The sequence below is a fragment of the Flavobacterium sp. UBA7680 genome (genome assembly GCF_002482975.1).
Taxonomy (GTDB): Bacteria; Bacteroidota; Bacteroidia; order Flavobacteriales; family Flavobacteriaceae; genus Flavobacterium.
The window spans coordinates 1-17345 of record NZ_DLHA01000043.1 but is presented as its reverse complement, the minus strand read 5'-3'; the positions used below and the strand labels follow the sequence as shown (position 1 = coordinate 17345).

Here is a 17345-nt window from a genome sequence, read left to right as displayed (position 1 = left end):
ATCAATGAGTAATAATCAATAATACACATCTACTATGAGAACAAAATTATTTTTCTTCGTCATTATGTTTGTAACTATTTCTGGTTATGCACAACAAGATTCACAGTATACTCAGTACATGTACAATGCTATAAATGTAAATCCGGCTTATGCAGGATCCAGAGGGGTTTTGAGCATCTTTGGTCTCTACAGAACACAATGGGTAGGTTTAGAAGGAGCGCCGCAAACAGCCAGTTTCTCTGCAAATTCACCAATAAACAACAGTAATTTAGGAGTTGGTGCTTCGCTGGTAAACGATAAAATCGGGCCAACAAATGAAACCACTATTTCTGCAGATTTATCGTATACACTTCAAACATCTCCAGATTTCAAACTTTCATTTGGTATAAAAGGAAGCGCCAATTTATTCAATTTAGACATTAGCAAACTAAATCCGGAAACTCAAGGAGATCCACAATTTCAGGATTTAGATAATAAATTTTCACCAAATGTTGGTGCTGGTGTTTACTGGCATTCAGATAAAGCCTATATCGGTTTATCAGTACCAAATTTTATCGAAACCAAAAAATTTGATGATAACGATTATGCTATTTATAAAAGCAAAATCAATTATTATTTAATGGGCGGTTATGTATTTGATCTTGACAAATTACAATACATAAAATTCAAACCTGCCACATTAGTGAAAATGGTCGAGGGTGCACCGCTGCAGGTCGATGTTTCTGCCAATTTTATGTTTTTCGAAAAATTTGTCGCAGGACTTTCTTATAGATGGAGCGCATCTGTAAGCGGCATTGTTGGATTTCAAATCACAGACGGACTTTATTTAGGTTATGGTTACGACCGGGAAACTACAAAACTAAATAACTACAATTCAGGATCGCACGAAATATATCTGCGTTACGAATTCTTTAAAAACACCAGCAAAATGGTAACTCCACGTTTCTTTTAAAAATAATAGTTATGAAAAATTTTACTCTTCTTATTTTAATAACTCTAAATGTTTTTTCCAGCTATTCGCAGCAGTCAAAATTAAACGCTGGTGCCAAAAAATACGACAACTACGCCTATGTTGACGTTATTAAAACCTACGAACGAGTAGCCGCAAAAGGATATAAGTCTGAAGTTTTATACAGAAAACTTGGCGATTCCTATTACTTCAATTCTAATTTTGAAGGTGCTGTCAAGTGGTACGATGAATTATTCGGTATAAATACTTCTCCCGAAGCTGAATATTATTACAGATATGCACAATCTCTAAAAGCAACAGGCCAAACAGCCAAAGCCAATAGAATTCTTGAGGAGTTTAATGCAAAATTCAAAAATGATTCGAGAGCAAAGCTTTACAGAGAAAACGTAAATTATCTTGATAAAATTAAAGCAAATTCAGGGCGTTATAAAATCGAAAATGCCGGAATCAATTCTAAATATTCAGATTACGGAAGTTTTGTTTATAATAATAAAATATACTTCGCATCTGCAAGAGACACCGGAAATTTCAGTCAGCGAAAACACAAATGGACAGGCGAATATTTTACTAACATTTACGATGCCGACATAAGTGCTCAAAATGATTCAACATCAAAAGTAAATAAAATCAGATCTACCGTAAATTCCAGATTTCATGAATCTTCAGTTGTTTTTACTAAAGATGGAAATACGGTATACTTTACAAGAAACAATTTTGTTGATGGTAAAAAAGGAAAGGATGCCAATAAAGTTACTTTATTAAAAATTTATAAAGCCAGTCTCGAAAACGGAAAATGGACAAATGTAACGGCACTTCCGTTTACCAGCGATAATTACTGCACAGCTCATCCTGCATTAAGTCCAGACGAAAAAACATTATATTTTGCTTCAGATATGCCGGGCACAATGGGACAATCTGATATTTACAAAGTAAACATTAACGCCAGCGGCGGTTTTAGTTCTCCCGAAAATTTAGGAAAAGGAATTAATACCGAAGGAAAAGAAACGTTCCCGTATGTAACCAGTGAAAACGAAATTTACTTTGCTTCAGACGGGCATCCCGGACTTGGCGGCCTTGACGTTTTTGTGGGGCAAATTGAAAAAGATGGTTCTATTGATGATATTCAAAACTTAGGTGCCGATATTAATTCTCCTAAAGATGATTTCGCCTACATTATAGATCCCGTTTCAAGAAGAGGTTATTTTTCATCTAATAAAGACGGCGGAGTTGGTTCTGATGATATTTACAAGTTTTTAGAAACTAAACGCTTAAAATGCGTACAGGAATTAAGCGGCGTAATTACAGATACTGCAACCGGAATTATACTTCCCGGAACAAAAGTTACTTTGTATGACGGCATGCAGCGAATAAAAAACTCTGCTGTTGCAGATGCTTCCGGACTATACAGTTTTGCTGTCGAATGCGGAAAAACGTATTATGTACGCGCAGAAAAACCGGAATATGCCACTAAAGAAGTCAGCGTAACAATTTCTAAAGAAAGTGGAAAAACCGATCTTCCTATCGCTTTAGAAAAATCAATCTGCAAAGTTGTTGTGGGCGATGATTTAGGAAAATGCTTTGGTATTAAAAGAATTTATTTTGATTTAGATAAATCTAATATTCGAACCGAAGCTGCTTTAGACTTAGAAAAAATCCTGGATGTTTTAAAACAGAATCCAACAATGAAATTAGATATTCGTTCTCATACAGACAGCAGAGCTTCTCATCAATACAATGAAGCCTTATCTAACCGAAGAGCAAAATCAACCATTGAATGGCTTATAAACAACGGAGTAGCCACAAATCGCTTAACCGGAAGAGGTTATGGAGAAACACAGCTGGTAAATTTATGCTCGGATGGCGTACAATGTACAGAAGAAGAACATCAAATGAACAGACGAAGCGAGTTTATCATTACCGGATTATAAATTGTAAAAACCAAACCAATCTATAATTAAAAAGCTGTCTATTATTCATAGACAGCTTTTTTAAAAAAACAACGCTGCAACTCAAGAATGCAACGAAAACTAACCAACCAGTGTTCAAATGTTCACATTTAAATTTTAGCAAATATATTTGTGTAATATTTTTTTCCAGAAGCATCTGTAGTAATTGAAATACCAAAATGCGTATAATTTCCTTCTATATTTTCTCTATGACCTTGGCTTTCCAGCCATGATTTTACTGCTGCTGCAGATGTTTTGTAGTTATAAGCAACATTCTCGCCTACTTTTTTGGCACCAAGAACGCTCATAATATTGTTAGAACGAGACACAAAATCATTATGATTAACAACATTATTGTCGATCATGTATTTGTTGTGCTCTTCGCACTTATAAGAAATGTGATTGATTTTTTCTAATGCATTTAAGCCGATACTTACTCTGTAATCGTTTATTAACTGCATTGTTTCCAATTCAGATGCATTATAGTTGTAGTCAGTAATTACTTGTTCTGTTGAAGTACTACTTTCATTCCCTTCGGCGCCATCGGCAGAGCATGAGTTCATTGTGATAGATATCACAATGAACACCATGGCGCACATAATCTTTTTCATAATCTGTAGTAGTTTAATGCTTTAAAGTAAATGTTGGGGCAAATTCTTTAAAAATTATTATGTGACAATTTTTCTCTGTTTTATTGTCCAAACGTATTCAATTTGTCGGTAAACTACAAAAATAATCGACGAAATACATTAAAATTTTTTAAAATAATATAAAAATCTTACAATTATGACGATAAACGGTCAATCTTCCATGAAAAATCAGACTGGCTTGTATATCGAATTCTGTCATGTAATCTGTTAGGTCTTCCCTGCCAAAATTCTACTTGCAGCGGCGTTACAATAAATCCACCCCAATTTTCAGGTCTTGGAATTGGTTTTCCTTCAAATTCAGCTTCCAGTTTCTTTAAATTCTCTTCTAAAAAAGTTCTCGACGGAATAACTTCACTTTGATGCGAAACAATCGCTCCAAGCTTACTTCCGTCTGGTCGGGAATCAAAATAGTTATCAGAAATAATTTCAGAAGTTTTCTGCGCAATTCCTTTTATAATAACCTGACGTTCCATTTCCTGCCAAAAAAACGACAAACAAACGTTTGGGTTTGCCGTAATAGCTTTTCCCTTTTCAGATTCATAATTCGTGTAAAATATAAATCCTTCTTCAGAAAATTTCTTTAATAAAACCACACGAGATTTTGGAAATCCATCCAAGCCAATTGTTGAAACAGTCATAGCGTTTACTTCACCGTTTCCGCCAAAATCTTCCACTTCATGAAACCAGCGGTTAAAAAGGTTAATTGGATCTTCGGGAATATTAGTTTCTAATAATTCACTCTTTTCGTAAGATTTTCTATAATTGCTTAAATCACTCATGATTTATTATTTTAGATTGTTGATTTTAGATTTTAGATTTTTTTGTTTCAGGTTTCAGTTTGTCAGGCTGAGCGAAGTCGAAGCCCCTCGTGCTACAAAAGCCCTTCGACTGCGCTCAGGGTGACATGCGTTGTCACGTTACTAAACTTAGAATCTTAGTACCTCAGTCACTTAGAACCTTATATTAAAATTCAAAGCTTAACCCATCATCTCCCAAAATAACATTTGGGAAAATTTCTTCGGCTTCTTCTTTAAAACGTTCAATTCCGTCGTAACGAGTTGAATAATGACCTAAAACCAAATGCTTCACATTTGCTTTTAAAGCGATTCTGGCCGCTTCTTTTGCTGTTGAATGCAGTGTTTTTTGTGCCAAAGGAGCTTCAGACTCTAAAAAAGTAGATTCGTGGTACAAAACATCGGCATTTTCTATAATCGGAATCACATCTTCATTATAAACCGTATCCGAACAAAAAGCATAACTCATTGCCGGAATTGGGTCAAAAGATAATTTTTCGTTCTCAATTACAGTTCCGTCGTCAAGCGTAACGTTCCCTCCGTTTTTTATTTTTTGATAATAAGCTGTATGAATATTATAATGCTGAGCCGCTTCGACATTTAACTTTCGTTCTCCCGGTTTTTCCTGAAATAAATAGCCATTCGTATAAACACGATGTTTCAACGGAATCGTTTTTACAATGACACGATTATCTTCAAAAATAACCTCACTTTCCTTCGACTCTAATTCGTGGAAAAACAAATTATATGTCGTCCAGGATTCTGTCAATTTTAATTGAAGCAGAATAAGTTCCTTAATTCCTTTTGGTCCATAAATATGCAAATCGGTCGTTCTTCCCAAAAGAGAAAAAGTCGAAATAGTTCCAATTAATCCATAAAGATGATCTCCATGAAGATGCGAAATAAAGATGTGATTAATTTTTGAAAATTTAATCTTATTCTTTCGAAGCTGAACCTGAGTTCCTTCTCCACAATCAATTAAAAACAAACGATTTTTAATTTCTAAAACCTGTGAAGTCGGATTAGTAAGTGTTCTGGGAGTTGCGGCATAACAGCCAAGTATAGTTAATTTCATTTTAGATTTTAGATTGTTGATTTTAGATTCTACATAGATAAAAACATTTTAGATTTAGCATTAAAAAAAATCTAAAATCTAAAATCAGAAATCTAAAATTAAAACCCTAAGTCTCTTTCAATTTCCTCCATTTCGATAATATCGTGCGCTTCTAAAAGAGAAGGAACAACAACCAATTTATCTGAAACAGCATTAAAATCAAGATCAGAAGCTACAATTACAAACGATTTTTTTGCTTTTTTCTGAAGCTTAACCAGCGGTAAAAAAACTTTCAAATCATTTTCCGTCAATTCAGAATCTGACGACAAATCGATTATAATATTTTGTTTTTCAAAGGTTTTAAACTGCTGCGTTACTTTTTCTACAAAGCCATTAAAATCGCCTTGCGTATCTTTTATGGTAACGGTATGTCCTTTTTGATCTACTTTCATTTTATAATTTGTGGGGCTAATATAAAAATTGATTTTTCAGAGCGCTAAGGTACGAAGTTTTTTTCTTGTTGTTTCAAGTTTTAGGTTTCAAGTTTGTCAGGCTGAGCGAAGTCGAAGCCCTCGTTTATTTCAATAACGAATTTGTTCTATTATTAAAAATTTGAATAAACTTATCTAATTTTCCTGCACCAGAACAAGTAAAGCAAAAGTTTAAGATCGTTACCTTTTTTCTTTTTATAGTTTCCGTGTAAACATTTTCATTTGGGCATCCATCATAACCACCAACTTTTCTTATCAAGATTGGGTTTCCTTCTAAATAAAATGCCAAAGCAATTTGATCAATTTGTTTATTGAGCCAGTTAATTTCAGCTTCATTAAGTTTAAATTCATTCTGAAACTGATAAATACTTTCTAATCTACCAATACTATTCAAATCCAAAGTAAAAAATCTATTATTTGGTTTCGAAATTTCGTCTACTTTAAAATTTTTAGGTGTTCGGTTTAATAAATTATTGTAGACAGTATCTATTTTTATTTCATTAACATCCTGCGCTTTACATATAAAACCAACTAGTAGGATTATTATTTTCAGCGTATCTCTCAAAATGCAGTATTATTGAATTTTAGACGCTAATAAATAAATAACCGCCATTCTAATCGCAACACCATTCTCTACCTGATTCAATATAACAGAATGATCAGAATCAGCAACTTCAGAAGTAATCTCTACTCCTCTGTTAATGGGTCCCGGGTGCATGATTACGATTTCTTTTCCAAGAGAATCTAAAAGCGGTTTGTCAACTCCGTATTGCTGTGCGTATTCACGTGTTGACGGGAAAAAGTTTACATCCATACGTTCGTTTTGTACACGAAGCATGTTCGCAACATCACACCATTCTAAAGCCTTACGCAAATTTGGTTCAACCGTAACACCAAGAGATTCAATATATCTTGGAATCAGTGTTTTTGGTCCGCAGACTTTTACTTCTGCGCCTTGCATTTGCAAAGCATATATGTTGGATAAGGCAACTCTCGAATGCAGAATATCACCTACAATAACTACTTTTTTTCCGGCAACATCGCCCAATTTTTCTCTGATAGAATAACTGTCTAACAAAGCCTGAGTTGGATGTTCGTGCGCACCGTCTCCGGCATTTACGATACTCGCTTTGACATTTTTAGATAAAAAATAAGCCGCTCCGGGATTAGAGTGGCGCATTACAACCATATCAACTTTCATCGAAAGGATATTATTTACAGTATCAATCAAAGTCTCTCCTTTTTTAACCGATGACTGCGCTGCAGAAAAACTGATAACATCTGCAGATAAACGTTTCTGCGCTAATTCAAAGGAAAGTTTGGTTCTGGTACTGTTTTCGAAGAAAATATTGGCAATGGTAATATCTCGTAATGAAGGAACTTTTTTAATTGGTCGGTTAATGACTTCTTTAAAATGATCTGCCGTTTCAAAAATCAGGTTAATATCATTCTCATTGATGTATTTAATTCCTAATAAATGATTTACGCTTAATTCTTTCATGTTTAATGTTTAACTGTTTATTTGTTTAATCGTTTAATCGCTTTCTTTACGATTAACAGTTAACCGATTTAACGGTTCAACTTTTTTAATTTTTTCAATTGTTTAATCGTTCCTTCCGATTAAACAATTAACCGGTTAACCGATTAAACTTAATTTGTCACTAGGTGAACCACATCTTCACCATCATTTTCTTTCCAGCTCACTTTTACTTTTTCGCCATTAATTGCATCTACCTGACGGCCTCTGTAATCAGGCTGAATTGGTAAATTACGGCTGAAACGTCTGTCGATTAATACTAACAATTCAATTTCAGAAGGTCTTCCAAAAGATTGAATTGCAGTTAAGGCAGAACGAATGCTTCGTCCGGTAAACAAAACGTCATCAATAAAAATGACTTTTTTGTCTTCGACTATAAAATTTATCTGAGTTTTATTGGCTTCAAGCGGTTTATCGGTTCTGCGGAAATCATCTCTAAAAAAAGTAATATCAAGATATCCCAGTGAAATTTCAGGAGTTTGGTATTCGTTCTCTAAAATTTGTTTTAAACGCTCAGCCAAATAAACACCTCTCGGCTGAATCCCGATTAAAATTGTATCAGAGAAATCAAGATGTTTTTCGATTAACTGACAAGCCAAACGATGGAGTATGATAGTAACTTCTTTTGAATTAAGTAATACTTTTTGGCTCATAAGTAATTGTAATGTTTGGTTGGGCAAATATACAAAATCAGAATTTATTTGTTGGGGTGTTGGGGTTGGAAATATTTATTTTTGAATAGATGCGAATTTCATGTCAAGAATAGTACTTTTGAATACATATACCTGAATTTTTAAAAATAAAATCTTATTTTTAAAACTATTTTTCCAGTCAAAATTATATTTTAGCAAATAAAATATGTAAAAAGTCAAAAAAACTTATTACAATTACTTTATAGATCAAAAACCATGAGTAACAAAAATATACCATGTACATTTAAAAATTTAAAGGAAATTTACGGTATAAATCTTTACGATAAAATTTTAGAATTACGAAAATTTGAAATTGAAAATTTTTGGAAGCGAACACTTTTTTTCTGGGGAACAATTGCAATTGTTCTAGCTGGTTATTTTGGATCTAAAGTAGATGAAAAATATCTTATATTTATTTCTTTAATAGGTCTTCTTTATAATGTAATATTTTCATTAAGTGTTAGAGGAAGTAAATATTGGCAAGAACATTGGGAAACAATGGCGGTAATCTACGAAAACGAATTAGATTTTGATTTGTTCAAAAGTGAAACTTCGAACTTAATTTACAAAAATAGTAAGCATTTTACAACTTCCCCTTATAGATTTTCTGTTTCAAAACTAACAATGTTATTAAGTGACTTAACCGTTATATTATGGTTTCTTTTATGGCTTAAAGATTTATTTAATTCTTTAGACAAAAATTTTATATTCTTCCAATTCGAATACTGTTCAAAGCCTCATTTTTTCACAATCTATGTTATTATTGTACATATACTATTGATAGGGTACTTTAGATACTTTTTTAAAAATGGAAAAGTATTTTACACTCCAAAAAAACAATTTAAAGACTCTAAAAATTATGAATAATTATTTAAATGATAGCTTCATATTCTTTAAAGAAGTTTCTAGAAGAATTGAAACTAATATCCCAGATACCGAAATTATACAATTAGCTTTTAATTTGGCATTAGGTTGTGAAAGATTATTAAAAGGTATCCTATACGAAATAAACCCAACATATATTCTAATAGAACCCGATTTTAAACATTCTTTACGAACTTTATATCCAAATAAAATATTATCAACCATATCTGAATCTAAACAATTAGAAAACAAGCCAAATTCAGATGTAATATCTTTTAACAATAGTTTACTGAGAGCACAAATAATTTCGGAAAGCACCTCAAGTCATAAAAACATCTTATTTGCAATCTCTAAAGCAAGAGATGTAATAGCTCATTGTGAGCTTAATCAATTGAACAAGCAGAGTATTAAAGAAATTATTCAACGTGATTTTTACACAATGCTTGTTTCTTTTTCAAAAGAGCTTGCAATTGACAAAAAGCATTTTTTTGATGGAAAACACATAAAACTTTCTAAAATTTCAGCTTCTTTACAAACCGATTTAGATAAAAAATTATTATTGTTACTAGAGATTCATCAAGAGATATGGAAATCGTCAAGTGGTAACGAGAATTTTATTCTGCAAAAAGAAAAAACGACTCAAATACTTTTACAGTCAAGTCATAAAGACAAAACAGAGTGTCCATCTTGCAAAAATATTGCAATAATTTATTTAAAACCTATCATTGAATTTAATCAACTTAGATTAATTGAAGAAACAATTGGCCATGAAATAAGAATGTTAAAATGTGAGTTCTGTAAATTAGAAATTAATGAATCATCTATTTTAGATAAATTAGGGATCCGTAATAGAAAATTACATAGAAATTCAGAATGTTTGTATTGTGGGCAAATATTAAAAGATGATGAAATTTGTACATCTTGTTCATCTGGAAGTATTAGTCTTATTTTAAATTAAAAAATAAACTAAAAAAGTTTCCCTTTCTGCGAAGTCTCCTTACTTTGTTTTGACAACAGTAGAACATAACTAAAATCTAATGGATAAATACAAAGAAACTTTTGAAACCTGGAATAAAATTGCCAATCTCTATGAAGATAAGTTTATGAATTTAAGCTTATACGATGAGACTTACAACTTCTTTTGCGGCACTCTAAAACAAGATCAAATAAACATATTTGAAATTAGCTGCGGGCCAGGAAATGTTACAAAATATTTGTTATCCAAAAATCCCAGTTTAAAAATTACAGGTATTGACATTGCTCCAAAAATGATTGAATTGGCAAAAGCAAATAATCCTTCTGCCAACTTTGAAGTAATGGATACAAGAGAGCTTAGTTCCTTAAATCAAAAATTTGATGCCATTATGTGTGGCTTTTGTTTACCTTATTTATCTGAAGAAGATTGTTCTCAATTAATAATCGATTCAGAAAAAATACTTTCTAACAATGGAGTTTTATATTTAAGTTTTGTTCAGGGAAAACCTTCCGAATCTGGTTTTATTTCTGGAAGCACTGGCGATCGCACTTATTTTTATTACCATACTCTAGAAGATATCAGGAATCAACTTTTAATAAATGATTTTGACATTATTAAATTGTTTGACATAAATTATCCAAAAGCTGATAATGTAGAAATTCACACCATAATAATTGCTAAGAAAATTGGATAATCAATTCAGAAAGTGATTGTTCATATTAATGATACTATAATCTATATAATTTAAATGATCAACATAATTCAGCAATTAAAAGATTTACTAAAGGAATATGGACGAATAAAATGATATATAAATGAAAAAAAGCGTCCAACAATTTCTAGCAAAACCAAAGAACATCTTTCTAATAGATGCTGTTGGAGCATTACTCACATTTATATTGCTTTTTCTCGTTCTTAGAACTTTCAATACCTTTTTTGGTTTATCAAAAACCACTTTAGAATATCTTTCTTTACTGGCACTCCTTTTTTCAATTTATTCTCTTACCTGCTTTTTTCTAGCAAAAAATAATTGGAAATTGTATTTAAAAATAATCTGTACCGCTAACATACTCTATTGTATTTTGACATTTGGTATTTTATTATCTAATTACAAGAGCATTTCTATATTTGGTATTATTTACTTTTTAGGAGAAATCGTTGTTATAGCCGGACTTGTATTTCTGGAAATAAAAACGATTAGAAAATAAATCCAATCCAAGGGTTTCAACATTCTCTTTTTAAAATTCCGAAGGAATGATTCATATTGTAGAAACGGATTTCAATCCGTTAGAGAACGAAAAATTTTTATACCTAATCGATAAACCGGATTGAAATCCGGTCCTATAATATCGATCGAGCCGTTGGCTCTTCGTTGATTTCTCCGCAATTAGATTTATCACTAAATCCTAAAGAATTTTCAAAAAATCCTATAACGCATTTTTTGGTCGATAAATCTGTTTGTATACAATTTAGCTTTAAAAGTGAACACTTTTTAAATTGTAGTTTTTTTCATTCATATTTTAATCGCTAAACAACAAATTAGATTCGTTAAAGTGAAATATTTACCTTACAAATAATATTTTAACATTTGTTTAAATAAATTAGCTACGGTTTTTCTTACTAACCAAAATTGAACTAATAAATTTTAACCAAAAACAAATTATCTATGCAAGTATCTAAAATTCTGGAAATACTAATTGCGTTAGGTTTATTTTACTTTCTCTTTAGTACGCTCGTTTCGTTGCTCTTTGAATGGTACTCCTTCAAAACCCAAAAAAGAGGCCGATTCCTTTACGAAACAATTCTTAAACTATTAAACGATCCTGTCAACAAAAGCTATGGTGCCAGCTTATACAGCCACTTTAGCATTGATCAGCTTAAAAAAAACAGGGATTCTTACCCGCAATACATTTCATCTGATATGTTTGCAGATGCCTTGATTGATATTATTGGAAGTCAGTCTGAAACCACAAAATTTGAAAATATTTTTGATCCAAAAGGATCTACAAATCTAGTAGATGTTAAGCTAGTCGAAGAACGTATTGAAGATCCTTATAAGAGATTTAAAAAAGGACTTGATCAAATGAATTACAGTCCATTAAAAAGTTATTTAAGGGCATTCTATGAAAAAACGGAAAACTATACTGAATTAAAGGAGAAAATCACCAAATGGTTTGATGACTATATGGAAAGAGTGAGCGGCTGGTATAAAACAAAAACAAAAAGAAGTTTACTTATTATAAGTTTCTTAGTTTGCTTGGCGCTGAATGTTGATTCTATTACTCTAATTAAAAAATTAAATTCTGATGACAAGTATCGCAAAGATCTTGTGTTAATAGCCGAAAAAAAGGCACTTGAGAATAAAATTAATGCTCAAAAAATTGATTCAGTTGATATTGCTAAAAATATAGAAAGCATCAAATCAGTAATTACTCAAATAGAAGATAGCTCTCTTCCAATTGGATATAATTCTGATTTTTTAAAATCAAAAGAAGAAAAGTTTTTGCCAATGTTGTTGTGGTGGCTTTGTGGAATTATAATTTCAGCATTTGCTCTCAGTTTTGGAGCGCCTTTTTGGTTTGAAGTTATGGTTAAAGCAATTAATATTAGAAGAGCCGGAATAAAACCATCCTAAAATTATACAATCATGAACGATATATATAACATTCATTCGCACATCTTTACAGGAAAATGTGCCCCGAAAGACTTTTTACAGGTAGCTGCTAAACTTGGAGACGGAGCTTCTACGTTTCTTAAATGGTTAATATTAACCCGACCTGTCTCTTGGTTAATTACAAAATTGGGAAATTTAATTCCGAAAAGGATTTTACAATTCCTAAAAATTGGTGTTATGGCTTCGCAAAAAGAAGTTTTTCTTGACTTGAAAGGAGCTTATGATAATTCTGAATACAGCGGAATAAAAATCATCGCTCTTACTATTGATATGGACTATATGAGTGATCCTAATAAAAAACCTGAAAAAGATTTTAACTCCCAAATACAAGATATCTACAAATTAAAAAAAGAATACCCAAATGACTTATTCCCTTTTTATGGCGTAGATCCAAGAAACCCGGATATTAAAAACCTTGAAAATCTTAAAAAAGCAATTGAAAGTAAAACCTTTGTTGGAATTAAATTATATCCCGCAAACGGCTTTTTTCCTTTTGATGCACGATTAGACAGTCTTTATCAATATGCCGAAAAAAATAACATTCCTGTTATGACGCATTGTACACGCGGCGGCAGTTATTATTTAGGTAAAAATGTCTGGTCGGTTATTCCTGACAATCCTACATCAGTAAATCCGGCACATCCTTTAATGCCTGTAATTACAGCCCGTATTGCTGCTTATAAAAAGGCTTCTGACAAATCATTTCGAGAAAATGCGAGAGCATGCAATCTTTTTTCGCATCCTGAAAATTATATTCCTGTTTTAGATAAATACCCTAAACTAAAACTTTGTATTGCGCATATGGGAGGAGATGTTGAAATATTGGGTGTGAAAAACCCAGATGCAAAAACTGCCAAATTGTTTCAGGCAGCAAAAACTCTGGAAGGTAATCTAACATCATGGTATGACATTATCAAACAAAAAATCCTGATAGATAAATATCCTAATGCGTTTACAGATATTTCGTATTCGTTGTGCGATGAAAATTGCATGATACAGTTATCTAGTGATTTGAAAAATGGTCTTATCCTCCCAGAGCGGGTTTTATTTGGAACAGATTATTTTATGGTTGCAAAAGAAAACGCTGAACTAAAAGTCGTTGCCGTTGGTCAAAGGAATTTAAGCGGCTATTTTGATCAGTTTATGAGTGCTAACAATAAAAGTTATTTGTTTTAAGATTTACAAAGTATAAATCAGAAAAAAAATGTTCAAAAAAGAAAATATAATTAAAGAATTAGAAAAAGGAGAAAAGTCTGGATTTGTAAAAAATTTCAATCGCAATTCTTTTATCAAAGAGATGGACCTGAAACATTCGCAAAAAAACTGTAAAACTAGAATCCAAATCCTAAAACTTTTTCCAAAAATTGTATAAGGCTTTTTCCTGATTTCTGAAGTAATTTTAATATAGAAATTTAAAAACTCAGAATCATGCAAAATAAAATTACAAGATTGTTAATGGTATTCGTTATACTATTTTCATTTACAAGCTGCGAAGTTATTGGAGACATTTTTAAAGCCGGAATGGGATTCGGGATATTTATTGTGATTTTTATAATTGCAATTGTTATCTGGATCTTTGCAAAAATGTTCGGTAGTAAATAGTAATAAATAAAAAAATAAAAAATCCCAAACTCCAGATTAAACTTGGAGTTTGGGATTTTTTTATGGATGTAGAACTTTGTCAAAGTTTTAAACTTTGACAAAGTTCTAAGATCAAAGATTGGAATTTGGAATTTAAAAATTAAAGATTATACATCTTCTTTCTTTGTTCCTGAATCTTTTCATCATCAAGATATTCGTCAAATGTCATGTAACGGTCGATAACTCCGTTTGGTGTTAATTCTACGATTCTGTTACCCACAGTTTGTGCAAACTCGTGGTCATGTGTTGTAAAAATTACAGAACCTTTAAAGTTTTTCAATGAGTTGTTAAAAGCTGTAATAGATTCCAGATCTAAGTGATTTGTAGGCTCATCAAGCATTAAAACGTTAGCACGCTCCATCATCATTCTGGAAAGCATACAACGTACTTTTTCTCCTCCAGATAAAACTCGGCTTGTTTTTAAAGCTTCTTCTCCAGAGAAAATCATTTTCCCTAAGAAACCTCTAATAAATACCTCATCACGCTCTTCTTCTGTTTTAGCGTATTGGCGTAACCAATCAACTAAAGTCAAATCATTTTCGAAGAAAGAATGATTTTCAGCAGGAAGATACGCTTGGTTTGTTGTAATTCCCCAGTCAAAAGTTCCAGAATCTGCTTTTTGGTTTCCGTTTAAAATTTCGTAGAAAGCTGTTGTTGCACGTGAATCTTTAGAGAAAAGAACGATCTTATCTCCTTTTGCCATATTCAAATGAACATCTTTAAACAATAGTTCACCATCTACAGATGCAGATAAGTGTTCTACATTTAAAATCTGATCCCCGGCTTCACGATCCTGATCGAAAATGATCGCAGGGTAACGACGGCTTGAAGGTTTGATTTCAGAAATATTCAATTTAGAAATCATTTTTTTACGAGAAGTTGCTTGTTTCGATTTCGCAACGTTGGCGCTAAAACGACGAATAAATTCTTCAAGCTCTTGTTTCTTCTCTTCTGCTTTTTTGTTCTGTTGTGCTCGTTGCTTTGCCGCTAATTGGCTAGACTCATACCAGAACGTATAGTTTCCTGAATAGTGATTGATTTTTCCGAAATCAATATCAGAAATATGTGTACAAACCGCATCTAAAAAGTGACGGTCGTGAGATACTACAATTACAGTATTTTCATAGTTTGCTAAGAAATTTTCTAACCAAGCGATTGTCTCGAAATCCAAATCGTTGGTAGGCTCATCCATAATAAGCAAATCTGGGTTTCCAAAAAGTGCCTGCGCCAAAAGCACACGAACTTTAATTTTTCCTTCCAAATCACCCATTGTGGTATAATGATGCTCTTCGTTAATTCCTAAGTTAGACAACATTGCTGCCGCATCAGAGTCAGCGTTCCATCCGTTCATTTCTTCAAACTGAACTTGAAGCTCCCCTATTCTGTCTGCATTTTTATCGTTGTAGTCTAAATAAAGTTCATCCATTTCTTTTTTAACAGCATACAAAACTTTATTTCCCATTAAAACGGTTTCCAAAACGGTATGCTCATCAAACAAGTTATGGTTTTGCGTTAAAACCGACATACGTTTTCCCGGTTCTAAATGAATATGTCCCGAAGTTGGGTCCATATCTCCCGAAATAATTTTTAGAAATGTAGATTTTCCAGCACCATTGGCTCCAATAACGCCGTAAATATTTCCGTGAGTGAATGTGGTATTTACTTCGTCAAACAAAATTCGTTTGCCAAATTGAACTGATAAATTATTGACTGTTAACATGAATGTCTTTTTAATTAATTTGGTGCAAAAGTAGTGAAAAAGGTTCAGAGTTGCAAAGGTGCAAAGGGACTAAGTTTTTTTTATGCGAACGAGGATTTTCTCGCAAAGTCGCAAAGACGCAGAGTTTTGTTTCATCCAAATGATTATTACTCAATCTTGTCATTTCGAGGAACGAGAAATCTCCGCGAGGAACTCGACAAAGATTAGCTTATTATTGCGGAGCTGCTTACGAAGATTTCTCGTTCCTCGAAATGACAAAAATGAGGTTACTTTGCGAGATTAATTCAACTACAGTTTGCTTTCTTTCGCCAAAGCCACTTCTAAGCTTTCGAAATTTGGCAGGACTTTAGAAATTAATCCTTCTTTGTTTAAAATAAAATGTGTTGGAAATGAATTCAATTGTAACGATTCATTCATGTATTCTTTCATATTTGGAATTACTGAATATGAAAGTGGTTTTCTCGCTAAGAATGTTTTTAATTGTTCTGCTGAATCTTCGGCTAGACTTATAAATAGAATATCTTTTCTGTCTTTGTATTCCTCAGTTAGTTTATTTACCTGCGGAAATTCTCTTATGCATGGCGTACAATGTATATACCAGCATTTTATCACGATTATTTTTCCTTTCATGGTTTCGTTTGAAACTACATTTCCATCTAAGTCTTTAAATGAAAATAGCGGAAAAGCAGTTCCTTCCATCTTATAATTCTTAAGAGCGTCAAAACCTATTTGGTTGATCGTTGCTTTTATACTGGTATCTGTTTTGGGCTGAATTTTGAATAGCTTATAATAAAAAACCGCCTCTTCTGATTTTAATCTAATTGGAATAAAATTTCCATTTGCTAATTGATCTAAAAAAGCTTCTTTGGAAATTTCACTTGAAGAAGAATCAAGTGCCGTAAAATCTCTGGAAAGCATTATATTTTTACTTTGATAAGCTGACCAATCACTGAAAGTTTTTTGAATTTGAATTGGATTTACTTCTGGATTTCCGAATTTATTTTGACTGAAAGAAGAAGTAAAAATTAGAAATGTGATTATAATGGTGATTGATTTTTTCATGAAGATTTTATGCAATAATTCTGGAGTCAAAAGTACTTAAAATAGTTTGCAATTTGGGGTTAATCATGAAGAAATGGCACGCGGATGATACGGATTCGCTATCGCGAAAACGCGGATTTATGCGGATTTTATTTACTTTTTTTGTCAGGCTGAGCGGAGTCGAAGCCTACGTTCTAATTGGCGATCCTTCGACTCCGTTCAGGATGACAAACGTGACTTGAATATTAATGACTTTATTATGAAACTGAATGCCCTAGCCCTGATAGTAGTGGAA

The 17345-nt window shown here is 32.3% G+C and carries 17 protein-coding genes; 8 read left to right on the top strand and 9 right to left on the bottom strand.

The window, feature by feature from the left end:
- Window positions 1–34 precede the first annotated feature (34 nt).
- On the top strand, window positions 35–952 hold the full coding sequence (locus B3C18_RS18660; RefSeq protein WP_291150074.1) for a PorP/SprF family type IX secretion system membrane protein: 918 nt from the start codon (window positions 35–37) through the stop codon (window positions 950–952).
- Window positions 953–963: 11 nt separating this feature from the next.
- Window positions 964–2898, top strand: coding sequence for an OmpA family protein (locus B3C18_RS18655; protein WP_291150072.1), 1935 nt, complete (start codon window positions 964–966; stop codon window positions 2896–2898).
- Window positions 2899–3026: 128 nt separating this feature from the next.
- On the opposite strand, the gene B3C18_RS18650 is transcribed toward B3C18_RS18655, so the two are convergent.
- The 7 genes from B3C18_RS18650 to pyrR all read right to left on the bottom strand — a co-directional run bounded on the left by B3C18_RS18650 (window position 3027) and on the right by pyrR (window position 8095).
- Complete coding sequence (locus tag B3C18_RS18650) at window positions 3027–3527, bottom strand: CAP domain-containing protein (RefSeq protein WP_291150069.1); 501 nt, start codon at window positions 3525–3527, stop codon at window positions 3027–3029.
- A 173-nt stretch (window positions 3528–3700) separates the two neighbouring features.
- Entirely contained in the window at window positions 3701–4345 is a 645-nt protein-coding gene (pdxH, locus tag B3C18_RS18645) for a pyridoxamine 5'-phosphate oxidase (protein WP_291150066.1), read from the bottom strand.
- Between the two features lie 184 nt (window positions 4346–4529).
- On the bottom strand, window positions 4530–5435 hold the full coding sequence (locus tag B3C18_RS18640; protein ID WP_291150063.1) for a ribonuclease Z: 906 nt from the start codon (window positions 5433–5435) through the stop codon (window positions 4530–4532).
- A 98-nt stretch (window positions 5436–5533) separates the two neighbouring features.
- The gene (locus B3C18_RS18635) at window positions 5534–5866 is read right to left on the bottom strand and encodes a ribonuclease Z (protein WP_291150061.1); all 333 of its coding nucleotides are present in this window, start codon (window positions 5864–5866) and stop codon (window positions 5534–5536) included.
- A gap of 124 nt (window positions 5867–5990) precedes the next feature.
- Entirely contained in the window at window positions 5991–6470 is a 480-nt protein-coding gene (locus B3C18_RS18630) for a hypothetical protein (protein ID WP_291150058.1), read from the bottom strand.
- A gap of 9 nt (window positions 6471–6479) precedes the next feature.
- On the bottom strand, window positions 6480–7406 hold the full coding sequence (locus B3C18_RS18625) for an aspartate carbamoyltransferase catalytic subunit (protein WP_029273654.1): 927 nt from the start codon (window positions 7404–7406) through the stop codon (window positions 6480–6482).
- A gap of 149 nt (window positions 7407–7555) precedes the next feature.
- Entirely contained in the window at window positions 7556–8095 is a 540-nt protein-coding gene (pyrR, locus tag B3C18_RS18620; protein ID WP_053470147.1) for a bifunctional pyr operon transcriptional regulator/uracil phosphoribosyltransferase PyrR, read from the bottom strand.
- A gap of 255 nt (window positions 8096–8350) precedes the next feature.
- On the opposite strand from pyrR, the gene B3C18_RS18615 reads away from it, so the two are divergent.
- The 6 genes from B3C18_RS18615 (at window position 8351) to B3C18_RS18590 (ending at window position 14250) form a co-directional block, all read left to right on the top strand.
- On the top strand, window positions 8351–9001 hold the full coding sequence (locus B3C18_RS18615) for a hypothetical protein (protein WP_291150039.1): 651 nt from the start codon (window positions 8351–8353) through the stop codon (window positions 8999–9001).
- Window positions 8994–9956, top strand: coding sequence for a hypothetical protein (locus tag B3C18_RS18610; protein ID WP_291150036.1), 963 nt, complete (start codon window positions 8994–8996; stop codon window positions 9954–9956). Before B3C18_RS18615 ends, B3C18_RS18610 begins: the two co-directional genes overlap by 8 nt.
- 79 nt (window positions 9957–10035) lie before the next feature.
- A complete protein-coding gene (locus B3C18_RS18605) occupies window positions 10036–10668 on the top strand; it encodes a class I SAM-dependent DNA methyltransferase (protein WP_291150034.1) in 633 nt (210 codons plus the stop codon).
- 972 nt (window positions 10669–11640) lie between these two features.
- Window positions 11641–12609 carry a hypothetical protein gene (locus tag B3C18_RS18600; protein ID WP_291150032.1) on the top strand — a complete coding sequence of 323 codons (969 nt, stop codon included), beginning with the start codon at window positions 11641–11643 and terminating at the stop codon, window positions 12607–12609.
- A 12-nt stretch (window positions 12610–12621) separates the two neighbouring features.
- Window positions 12622–13824 carry an amidohydrolase family protein gene (locus tag B3C18_RS18595; protein WP_291150031.1) on the top strand — a complete coding sequence of 401 codons (1203 nt, stop codon included), beginning with the start codon at window positions 12622–12624 and terminating at the stop codon, window positions 13822–13824.
- Window positions 13825–14076: 252 nt separating this feature from the next.
- A complete protein-coding gene (locus B3C18_RS18590) occupies window positions 14077–14250 on the top strand; it encodes a hypothetical protein (protein ID WP_165871969.1) in 174 nt (57 codons plus the stop codon).
- A 139-nt stretch (window positions 14251–14389) separates the two neighbouring features.
- On the opposite strand, the gene B3C18_RS18585 is transcribed toward B3C18_RS18590, so the two are convergent.
- Both B3C18_RS18585 and B3C18_RS18580 read right to left on the bottom strand, forming a co-directional pair.
- Window positions 14390–16009, bottom strand: coding sequence for an ABC-F family ATP-binding cassette domain-containing protein (locus B3C18_RS18585; RefSeq protein ID WP_291150027.1), 1620 nt, complete (start codon window positions 16007–16009; stop codon window positions 14390–14392).
- Window positions 16010–16297: 288 nt separating this feature from the next.
- Complete coding sequence (locus tag B3C18_RS18580) at window positions 16298–17071, bottom strand: TlpA family protein disulfide reductase (RefSeq protein ID WP_291150024.1); 774 nt, start codon at window positions 17069–17071, stop codon at window positions 16298–16300.
- Between the last annotated feature and the right edge of the window lie 274 nt (window positions 17072–17345).

Excerpts from the sequence above, each read along its gene's own strand:
- B3C18_RS18650 (WP_291150069.1), bottom strand. The coding sequence starts at position 3,527 with ATGAAAAAGATTATGTGCGCCATGGTGTTCATTGTGATATCTATCACA.
- B3C18_RS18635 (WP_291150061.1), bottom strand. The coding sequence starts at position 5,866 with ATGAAAGTAGATCAAAAAGGACATACCGTTACCATAAAAGATACGCAA.
- B3C18_RS18590 (WP_165871969.1), top strand. The coding sequence starts at position 14,077 with ATGCAAAATAAAATTACAAGATTGTTAATGGTATTCGTTATACTATTT.
- B3C18_RS18580 (WP_291150024.1), bottom strand. The coding sequence starts at position 17,071 with ATGAAAAAATCAATCACCATTATAATCACATTTCTAATTTTTACTTCT.
- B3C18_RS18640 (WP_291150063.1), bottom strand. The coding sequence starts at position 5,435 with ATGAAATTAACTATACTTGGCTGTTATGCCGCAACTCCCAGAACACTT.
- B3C18_RS18600 (WP_291150032.1), top strand. The coding sequence starts at position 11,641 with ATGCAAGTATCTAAAATTCTGGAAATACTAATTGCGTTAGGTTTATTT.
- B3C18_RS18615 (WP_291150039.1), top strand. The coding sequence starts at position 8,351 with ATGAGTAACAAAAATATACCATGTACATTTAAAAATTTAAAGGAAATT.
- pyrR (WP_053470147.1), bottom strand. The coding sequence starts at position 8,095 with ATGAGCCAAAAAGTATTACTTAATTCAAAAGAAGTTACTATCATACTC.
- B3C18_RS18625 (WP_029273654.1), bottom strand. The coding sequence starts at position 7,406 with ATGAAAGAATTAAGCGTAAATCATTTATTAGGAATTAAATACATCAAT.
- B3C18_RS18595 (WP_291150031.1), top strand. The coding sequence starts at position 12,622 with ATGAACGATATATATAACATTCATTCGCACATCTTTACAGGAAAATGT.
- B3C18_RS18610 (WP_291150036.1), top strand. The coding sequence starts at position 8,994 with ATGAATAATTATTTAAATGATAGCTTCATATTCTTTAAAGAAGTTTCT.
- B3C18_RS18605 (WP_291150034.1), top strand. The coding sequence starts at position 10,036 with ATGGATAAATACAAAGAAACTTTTGAAACCTGGAATAAAATTGCCAAT.
- pdxH (WP_291150066.1), bottom strand. The coding sequence starts at position 4,345 with ATGAGTGATTTAAGCAATTATAGAAAATCTTACGAAAAGAGTGAATTA.
- B3C18_RS18585 (WP_291150027.1), bottom strand. The coding sequence starts at position 16,009 with ATGTTAACAGTCAATAATTTATCAGTTCAATTTGGCAAACGAATTTTG.
- B3C18_RS18660 (WP_291150074.1), top strand. The coding sequence starts at position 35 with ATGAGAACAAAATTATTTTTCTTCGTCATTATGTTTGTAACTATTTCT.
- B3C18_RS18655 (WP_291150072.1), top strand. The coding sequence starts at position 964 with ATGAAAAATTTTACTCTTCTTATTTTAATAACTCTAAATGTTTTTTCC.